Origin of the sequence: Sphaerimonospora mesophila (assembly GCF_001417795.1) — a bacterium.
In the GTDB taxonomy this organism is placed as follows: domain Bacteria; phylum Actinomycetota; class Actinomycetes; order Streptosporangiales; family Streptosporangiaceae; genus Sphaerimonospora; species Sphaerimonospora mesophila.
The window spans coordinates 45511-54140 of sequence record NZ_BCBX01000059.1; the positions used below are offsets into that span (position 1 = coordinate 45511).

6 protein-coding genes are annotated in these 8630 nt (G+C 68.6%); 4 read left to right on the plus strand and 2 right to left on the minus strand.

Features of this window, described 5'->3' with window-relative positions; all coding sequences use genetic code 11:
* Window positions 1-89: 89 nt before the first annotated feature.
* Together AP234_RS32415 and AP234_RS32420 are read left to right on the plus strand one after the other, a co-directional pair.
* Window positions 90-1544, plus strand: a complete 1455-nt coding sequence (locus AP234_RS32415) for an AAA family ATPase (protein WP_235558517.1) — start codon at window positions 90-92, stop codon at window positions 1542-1544.
* A gap of 67 nt (window positions 1545-1611) precedes the next feature.
* Window positions 1612-2952, plus strand: coding sequence for a nicotinate phosphoribosyltransferase (locus AP234_RS32420; protein ID WP_062416344.1), 1341 nt, complete (start codon window positions 1612-1614; stop codon window positions 2950-2952).
* A 76-nt stretch (window positions 2953-3028) separates the two neighbouring features.
* On the opposite strand, the gene AP234_RS32425 is transcribed toward AP234_RS32420, so the two are convergent.
* Entirely contained in the window at window positions 3029-3628 is a 600-nt protein-coding gene (locus AP234_RS32425) for a CBS domain-containing protein (RefSeq protein ID WP_055483571.1), read from the minus strand.
* Between the two features lie 147 nt (window positions 3629-3775).
* On the opposite strand from AP234_RS32425, the gene ppsA reads away from it, so the two are divergent.
* Both ppsA and fbp read left to right on the plus strand, forming a co-directional pair.
* Window positions 3776-6169 (plus strand): phosphoenolpyruvate synthase, encoded by a 2394-nt coding sequence (ppsA, locus tag AP234_RS32430; RefSeq protein WP_055483572.1) that lies wholly within the window; start codon window positions 3776-3778, stop codon window positions 6167-6169.
* A 182-nt stretch (window positions 6170-6351) separates the two neighbouring features.
* Window positions 6352-7470 (plus strand): fructose-1,6-bisphosphate aldolase/phosphatase, encoded by a 1119-nt coding sequence (fbp, locus tag AP234_RS32435; protein WP_055483573.1) that lies wholly within the window; start codon window positions 6352-6354, stop codon window positions 7468-7470.
* A gap of 228 nt (window positions 7471-7698) precedes the next feature.
* On the opposite strand, the gene AP234_RS32440 is transcribed toward fbp, so the two are convergent.
* Window positions 7699-8630: Acg family FMN-binding oxidoreductase (locus AP234_RS32440; protein WP_235558520.1), on the minus strand; the 932-nt coding region annotated here is incomplete at its 5' end.

The following is an 8630-nucleotide window of genomic DNA, read 5'->3' on the forward strand; positions in this document are numbered from 1 at the left end:
GATATGCATTCAGCACGCCGGTGAGGGGTTTCGGGGCGGGGGGCGTTTGGATGGGGCCGTGGGCACAGGTCAAGGAGACGCACGCCGGCGTGGTGATCCTTCTGGGAGATCACGCATACAAGCTGAAGAAGCCGGTGGACCTGGGCTTTCTGGACTTCACCACGCTGGAGGCCCGGCGGAGGGTCTGTCACGAGGAGGTGAGGCTCAACCGCAGGCTGGCGCCGGACGTCTACGAAGGGGTGGCCGACGTGGTCGGGCCTGACGGGCGGGTCTGCGAGCACCTCATCGTGATGCGGCGGATGCCCGACGAGCGCCGCCTGTCCGCCCTGGTCCGCGCCGGCGAATCCGTGGAGGCGCCGCTGCGCCAGGTCGCCCGGATGGTCGCGAGCATGCACAGCCGATCCCCGCATGACCCGCGGATCGATGAGCAGGGGAACGGGACGGCGCTCCGGTCCCGCTGGGTCGCGAGCTTTACCGAGGTCGGGGGGCTGCCCGACCCGATCCTCGACCCCGGGATCCTCGGCGAGATCGAGCGGCTCACGCTGCGCTTCATCGACGGCCGCGAGCCCCTGTTCGCCGCCCGTGTCGCAGCGGGCCGGATCGTGGACGGCCATGGCGACCTGCTCGCCGACGACATCTTCTGCCTGGACGGCGGACCGCGGATTCTCGACTGCCTGGAGTTCGACGACCGGTTCCGCTTCCTCGACGGCCTGGACGACGCGGCGTTCCTCGCGATGGATCTGGAACGGCTGGGCGCGCCGCGGCTCGCGGAGCTGTTCCTGCGCTGGTATGCCGAGTTCTCCGGCGATCACGCCCCGCCGTCGCTGTGGCATCACTATGTCGCCTACCGTGCCTTCGTCCGCACCAAGGTCGCCTGCTTCCGGCACGGGCAGGGGGCGCCCGGCGCCGCGGGGGAGGCACATGATCTGGCGGAGCTGGCACTCCGCCACCTGCGGGCGGGCACGATCACCCTGGTCCTCGTCGGCGGGACGCCGGCGACCGGCAAGTCGACCCTGGGCGCGGCCATCGCCGGCCGGCTCGGTCACACGCTGCTGGGCAGTGACCGTGTCCGTAAGGAGCTCGCCGGCATCCCGCCCCACCAGCCCGCGCCCGCCCCCTTCGGTGAAGGCATCTACCGCGCGGATCTGACCGATCGGACCTACGCCGAGCTGCTGTCCCGGGCCGAAAGGCTGCTCGGCCACGGTGACTCGGTCATTCTCGACGCCTCCTGGACGGATGCCGCGCACCGCGCCGCCGCCGAACGGCTCGCCCGGCGCACCTCCAGCGATCTCATAGCGCTGCGTTGCACCGCACCGCCGTCGGTTACCGCCGAACGGCTCGCCCGCCGTACCGGCGGCATATCCGACGCCGACCAGGCGATCGCCGAGGCCATGACCGCGAGAACGACGCCCTGGCCGGAGGCTGCGGAGATCGACACGGGCATCTCCCCCGAGTGGGCACTGGAACGGGCGCTCGCGGCGATCCACGCCCGCCATGCCGGAATCACCCAGCGGTTCCGCCGCCCACGGATGGAACCGGGCTGAGCCGGACCGGAGTGGCCCTGCGGCGGGAAGCGGCGCGTCGCGCCGGGTGGAGATCGAGGAGGGGGCCATGGCCAGCGGGCTGCTCACCGACCTGTACGAGCTCAACATGGTGGCGAGCTACCTTCGCCGCGGCATGACCGATACCGCGACCTTCAGCCTGTTCGTCCGGAAGCTGCCGCCGGATCGAGGCTTCCTCGTCACGGCCGGCCTGGACGACTGCCTGACCTTCCTGGAGGGCTTCCGCTTCACCGGCCCCGAGCTGGACTACCTCGAAACTCTTGGACTGTACGGCCATGACATGCTGCGATACCTGGAGGGCATGCACTTCACCGGCGACGTGTGGGCGGTCCCAGAGGGAACCGTGCTGTTCGCCGATGAACCGATCCTCGAGGTGAGCGCCCCGATCACCGAGGCCCAGATCGTGGAGACCATGCTGCTCAACCGCGTGACCTTCCAGACCGCCGTGGCGACCAAGGCCGCCCGGTGCGTGCTCGCCGCCGGCCGATCGCGCCTGGTCGACTTCGCCTTCCGGCGATCCCAGGGCATTGACGCCGCCATGTCGGTGGCGCGGGCCTCGGCGATCGCGGGGTTCTTCGCAACCAGCAACATCGAGGCGGCCCGCCGGTACGGCCTGCGTCCGGTGGGCACGATGGCGCATTCGTACGTCCAGGCCTTCGGCGACGATGAGGCCGCCTTCGCGGCGTTCGCAGCCGATCTCCCCGGCGTAAACACCTTCCTCGTGGACACCTACGACACCCTGGATGGGGTGCGGGCGGCCATCGCCGTCGCACGGCGGACGCGCCTGCCCGGGCGCATCGCCGTACGACTCGACTCCGGCGACCTGGCGGACCTGGCCCGCCAGAGCCGCCGGATGCTGGACGAGGCGGGCCTGCACGATGCGGAGATCTTCGCGAGCGGCGGACTGGACGAGCACGCCATCGCCGAGCTCGTACGGCAAGGCGCCCCGATCGATCTCTACGCCGTCGGCACGAAGGTGGGCGTGTCTGCCGACGCGCCCTCGCTCAACAGCGCGTACAAACTGGTCGACTACGGCGGGCGACCGGTGATGAAGCTCTCGACCGGGAAGATCAACGCCCCGGGCGCCAAGCAGGTCTTTCGCGGACAGACCGGCGATATGATCGGTCTGCGAGACGAGCCCGCGCCGCCCGGTCACTACCCCCTGCTGGTCCCGGTGATGGCGGCCGGACGCAGACTCACCGCGCCCGAGCCGATCACCGCGATGCGCGACCGCTGCGCCGACGGCCTCGCCCGCCTGCCGGCGTCCGCACGCGTGCTGCGCGATCCACAGCCGATCAAGGCTCGCTACAGCGAACGGCTCGCTTTGCTCACCCGTCGCACGCGCGAGGAGATCCAGGTGAAGATGACGGCGGACCAGCCGACGATGTAGCACTCAGCCGAGCGCTGCCGCGGGAGAACGTCGGCACTGCAAAGAACACGGCACTGTATTGGCACGGGTCGTGACCTCACGGCTTGTGCACGATGCGGGTCACGCCGGGCACCGTGTTGGCGATGAGCTCGGCGACCCGGCCCGAACTGTCGTCCCCGGCCCCACCGTACAGTTCGACGACTCCATTGGTGACGGCCACCTCGAAGGACGCCGTCTCGGGCGAGGTCTCACGCAGGGCCGCGAGCACGTCGTCACGGATCCGGTCATCGCCGTGGGCGAGGATTCCCATCAGGTCTCGCCGGCTCACCATGCCCATCAGCTCGTCACCCCGCACGACCGGAACGCTCTTCATCCCCACGGTGATCATGAGTTCCACGAGGTCCAGGACGTCGGTGTCCTCCCGGACGGTTTTGACGTTTGGGCTCATAACGTCCTCGACCCCCAGGGCCGGCTGGGAGCCCGGCAGTGCCGAGAGGCGGAGGTAGGCCCGGGGGTCGGCTTCGAACTCGCCGCGCAGCAGGTCCATCTCGCTGACGATCCCGACCATCCGGCCGTGCTCGTCGACCACTGGAGCGGCCGTGATGTCCTTCTCGTAGAGCAGGAGGACGGCCTGCTTCGCCGTCCATGTGCGCGGCACCGTCATCACCGGCGTCGTCATCACCTCGTGGACCAACATGGCGCACCTCCGCACGCTTTCTCGCAGGTCATCCTTCCCATCACCACCGCAGATACGGCAGGTCGGGCCGCCAGGACAGGTGAGCGGTGACATTGGGCGAAGAACGGGCAAGGCCTTAACAATCGGTCAGATGCGGCGGGGTGCGAGATGTCTCGATTGGTCGCTTGGTTTCCGGAGCTCAGTCGTACGGACGTCGCCCTGGTGGGCGGCAAGAACGCCGGCCTGGGCGAGCTGACACGCAACCTGGCCGAAGCCGGGGTCCGCGTGCCGGAGGGCTTCGCCGTCACGGCCGAGGCGTACCGCATGTTCATCGCGGAGAACGGGCTTCGCGACGTCATCGCCGGGCAGATCGACCAGCTGCACCGGGTCGACCGGCAGCACAGGGGTGCCGCCCTTCCGGCCGTCGGCGCCGCGATCCGGGAGGCGATCTCGGCCGCACGACTCCCGTCCGACCTGACCACGGCCGTCGAAGACGCCTACCACGAGCTGGCGGAGGCCCTCGGGCGTGCGGACCCCGACGTGGCGGTGCGCAGCAGCGCGACCGCCGAGGACCTACCAGAGGCCAGCTTCGCCGGGCAGCTGGAAAGTTTCCTCAACGTCACCGGAGTGACGCCGCTGCTCGACGCCTGCCTGCGCTGCTACGCCTCCCTGTTCACCGATCGGGCGATCAGCTACCGCGAGGACAACGGGTTCGACCACCTCGGTGTGGCGCTATCGATCGGCGTGCAGCGCATGGTCCGCTCCGACCTGGGCGCCGCCGGGGTGATGTTCTCCATCGACACCGAGACAGGCTTCCCCCGCTCCGTGCTGATCAACGCCTCGTGGGGGCTGGGTGAAACGGTGGTCGGCGGCCAGGTCGACCCGGACGAGTACGTCGTCTTCAAGCCGCTGCTCCACGACAAGGATCTGTGCCCCGTCGTGGCCAGGACCCGGGGGCGCAAGGAACGCAAGGTGGTATACGACGAGACGGGCGGGACCCAGCAGGTCGCCACCAGCGAAGCGGAGCAGATCCGATACACCCTCGACAATGACGAGGTCGTGGCGCTGGCCCGGTGGGCCGCGGCCATCGAGGATCGCTACGGCATGCCGATGGACATGGAATGGGCCAAGGACGGCAGGACCGGTGAGATCTTCATTGTTCAGGCCCGGCCGGAGACCGTCCAGGCCCGCAGGGAGGCCTCCCTGCTGCGCTCCTATCGGCTCCGCGGCGAGGGCGGTAAGACGCTGGTCAAGGGGCTGTCCATCGGCGACGCGATCGCGATCGGTCCGGTGTGCAGGCTGGACAGCGCGGCCCAGATCGACCGCTTCATCGACGGTGCCGTGCTGGTCACCCAGATTACCGACCCCGACTGGGAACCGATCATGAAGAGGGCGGCGGCGATCGTAACCGATCACGGCGGCCGCACTTCCCACGCCGCCATCGTCAGTCGCGAACTCGGCGTTCCCGCGGTCATCGGCACCGGCAATGCAACCGCCACGCTGCACGATGGGATGGCGGTCACCGTCTCCTGTGCCGAGGGTGACGAAGGTTTCGTCTACGAGGGCATTCGGGAATACGAGGAAGCGGAGATTGCCCTCGAGGGCATCGCGCGGACCCGGACCAGGGTGATGCTCAACCTCGCCAACCCGGCGGCGGCCTTCCGCTGGTGGCGGCTACCGGCCGACGGCGTCGGCCTGGCCAGGATGGAGTTCATCGTCGCCAACCACGTCAAGGTGCACCCGATGGCCCTGGTCCACTTCGACCGTTTGGAAGAGGACGCGCGCCGCCGGATCGCCGAGCTCACCCGCGGCTACGAAGAAGACCGGACCGAGTACTTCGTGGAGCGGCTGGCCAACGGGATCGCCCGCATCGCCGCCTCGCGCTGGCCTGACCCCGTGGTCGTCCGTACCAGCGATTTCAAGACCAATGAGTACGCCCGGCTCATCGGCGGGAGCCGGTTCGAGCCGAGCGAAGAGAACCCGATGCTTGGATGGCGCGGAGCCAGTCGGTACTACACGGAGGGTTACCGTGCGGGGTTTGCCCTGGAGTGCCGTGCCCTGCGCCGGGTGAGGGACGAGGTCGGCCTCAGCAACGTGATCGTCATGATCCCGTTCTGCCGGACGGTCGAGGAAGCCGACCACGTCCTGCAGGTGATGGCTGAGGAGGGACTGGAGCGAGGACGCAATGGCCTGAAGGTGTACGCCATGGCGGAGATCCCCTCCAATGTCATCCTGGCCGAGGAATTCGCTGACCGGTTCGATGGCTTCTCCGTCGGTAGCAACGACCTCACCCAGCTCACCCTGGGGGTCGATCGGGACTCGGCGGCTCTGGCGGGGCTCTTCGACGAGCGCAATCCGGCGGTGACCCGCAGCATCGAGCATCTCATCTCTGCCGCGCACACGAAGAACCGCAAGGTCGGGCTCTGCGGTCAACGCCCCAGCGACGACCCGGCATTCGCCCGGTTCCTCGTCGAGGCGGGCATCGACTCGATCTCGATCGCCCCGGACAGCTTCTTCTCCGTCAAGGAGAACGTCGCGACGGCAGAGCAGCTCGACCGCTGAGCAGCCCGGTCGCCGAGCCAGGGAGTTTCGGCGGAGACAAACCGGACAGAATTTCCAGGCGGAGCGGCGGGTGACGTCCCAGCGGCTCTATTGAGGCACGTGAGCCGCCGGGCTCTGCCGTCCTATCTCGGAGGAGCGGGTCCGTCGCGTCCGGCAGACGACGGATAACGGGGGCGATCTCCATGATCACGTTGAGCATCATCAAGGCTGACACCGGGGGATTCGTGGGACATTCGGCGGTCCACCCGGACATGATGGCCGAGGCGCGGCGCGAGGTCGAACGGGCCAAGGACTCCGGGCTGCTCATCGACGGGGCCGTGGCCAGTTGCGGGGACGACATCTCGCTCATCATGACCCACACCTACGGCTGCGACGCGGGTCTGATCCATTCCTTCGCCTGGGACACCTTCCAGTCCACCACCCATATCGCCAAAGAGCTCGGCCTGTACGGCGCGGGCCAGGACCTGCTGTCGGACGCCTTCTCCGGCAACCTGCGGGGGATGGGCCCAGGCTACGCCGAGCTGGAGTTCGAGGAGCGTCCGTCCGAACCGGTCCTGTGCTTCCTAGCCGACAAGACCGAGCCGGGGGCGTGGAACCTGCCGCTGTACAAGATGTTCGCCGACCCGTTCAACACCGCCGGCCTGGTGATCGACGAGAAGATGCACGCCGGGTTCGGCTTCGAGGTGTACGACCTGTACGAGGAGAAGCGCATCATCTTCGACTGCCCCTCCGATCTCTACGACATGCTGATGTACATCGGCGCACCGGCCCGCTACGTCATCCACAGCATCCGCTCCAAGACCCTGGACATCACGGCGGCCGCGACCAGCACCCAGCGGCTGTCCCTGATCGCCGGCAAGTACGTCGGAAAGGACGACCCGGTGATGATCGTCCGCTGCCAGTCGGGGCTGCCCGCCGTCGGCGAGGCGCTGGAGCCGTTCGCCTTCTCGCACACGGTCGGCGGATGCATGCGCGGCTCGCACCACGCGCCGCTCATGCCGGTGCCACTGAAGCAGTCGCACACCTCGAGGTTCGACGGCCCGCCACGCGTGGTCGCCCTGGGTTTCCAGGTTCACGAGGGCAAGCTGATCGGCCCGCGCGACATGTTCGACGACCCGGCCTTCGACCACGCCCGCGTGCAGGCGACCGAGGTCATGGACTACCTGCGGCGTCACGGCCCGTTCGAGCCGCACCGGCTACCGCTGGAGGATTTGGAGTACACCACGATGGCCTCCTTGACCAAGCGCCTCGCCCACCGCTGGACCTCACTGACGACCGAGGTCGCGACGGCACCGACCTGATCAGTCGGTCACAGATCAACAGCGGCGACCGCTTCAGGCGTTCGCGCCGGACGCTCTTCTTGGTGCCCTGAAGTTGGTCGCCGCTGAGGGGAGCGTCAGCAGGAGGAACGTGCCGACCATGTCGGTCTCGGACTAGCCGATGCCCACGATGATGTACCGGATGGCTGGGCCGGTCAGCGTCTCCCAGGCACCGGCAGCAGTGCCGTACGCGTAGGACTCTGCCTTCCGTCACTGCTCCTCGATCACCTCGGGCGGCCTGCGCGCGCCCTCGGGCACCTCGAGGGTGACCCCCAACCGCATGATCATCTGTGGGTGCTCCCCGGAGAGCAGTTCCTGCCTGAGGAACTCCCGCAGGTGGCTGAACTCCAGCGCCTGAGTGTGGAAGGCTGCACTGACGCCGTGCGCCGAGGCGCGCAGCAGGACGCGCTGGAGTGCCTGCCCAGCAGCGAGCCAGTGCTCTCGCACGTCCCCGGCGGTGGTGAGCACTGCCACCACGCCCGCGGAGGCCGCTTCGGGATCCTCGGGTCGCCGACCGTACCCCCATGGCTGGCCGCGTGCGTAATCACGCTGGAGGAACTCGGGATCGGTCCGGCCCGGCTCCAGCGGATAGGCACCAGCGGGCACACCGTCACGGCGGGTGCTCCCGGGTGGCCGAGACCAACGCAGCACCTCCAGCGCGAAGGGCTGATCCTGCTCCTGCACCCGCTGGGCGGCGCAGGTAAGCGCGGCGAGTACCTCAACGGCGGCCTGCGATCCAATCGGCACCAGCCGTGCCCCTTCCTCGGAAGCCTCCCTGCCCAGGGCATCCAGGAACTCCTCAGACAGGGGAATATCGGCGAACGCGCCGCGGTGAGTTCGGCGCCGCTCGATCTCCGCGTGCATCAGCCGGGCATGCTCGTCCGCCGCCACGAGGGTGCCCGGCCGTACGGTCGCCAGCAGGTTCGGGCGATCCGGATCGGGCAGCAACCGAACCAGCGGCAGGTAATCCATCGCGCGCAGCGTGATCCGCACGTTGAACAGTGCCGCACCACAGCCGATGAGCATCTCCCGACCGGACGTGTCTTCCACACGCAGACGGCGTTCGGGGTCGGCCCGCACACCGATCTCTTCGCCGAAGACAGAGAAGCTGGGTGTTGTGCAGCGACGGGGCCCACACGGCC

What these genes read in the sequence shown, in the direction of transcription:
- AP234_RS32425 (WP_055483571.1), bottom strand. Translation starts at nt 3,628, where the DNA reads ATGTTGGTCCACGAGGTGATGACGACGCCGGTGATGACGGTGCCGCGC.
- AP234_RS32420 (WP_062416344.1), top strand. Translation starts at nt 1,612, where the DNA reads ATGGCCAGCGGGCTGCTCACCGACCTGTACGAGCTCAACATGGTGGCG.
- ppsA (WP_055483572.1), top strand. Translation starts at nt 3,776, where the DNA reads ATGTCTCGATTGGTCGCTTGGTTTCCGGAGCTCAGTCGTACGGACGTC.
- fbp (WP_055483573.1), top strand. Translation starts at nt 6,352, where the DNA reads ATGATCACGTTGAGCATCATCAAGGCTGACACCGGGGGATTCGTGGGA.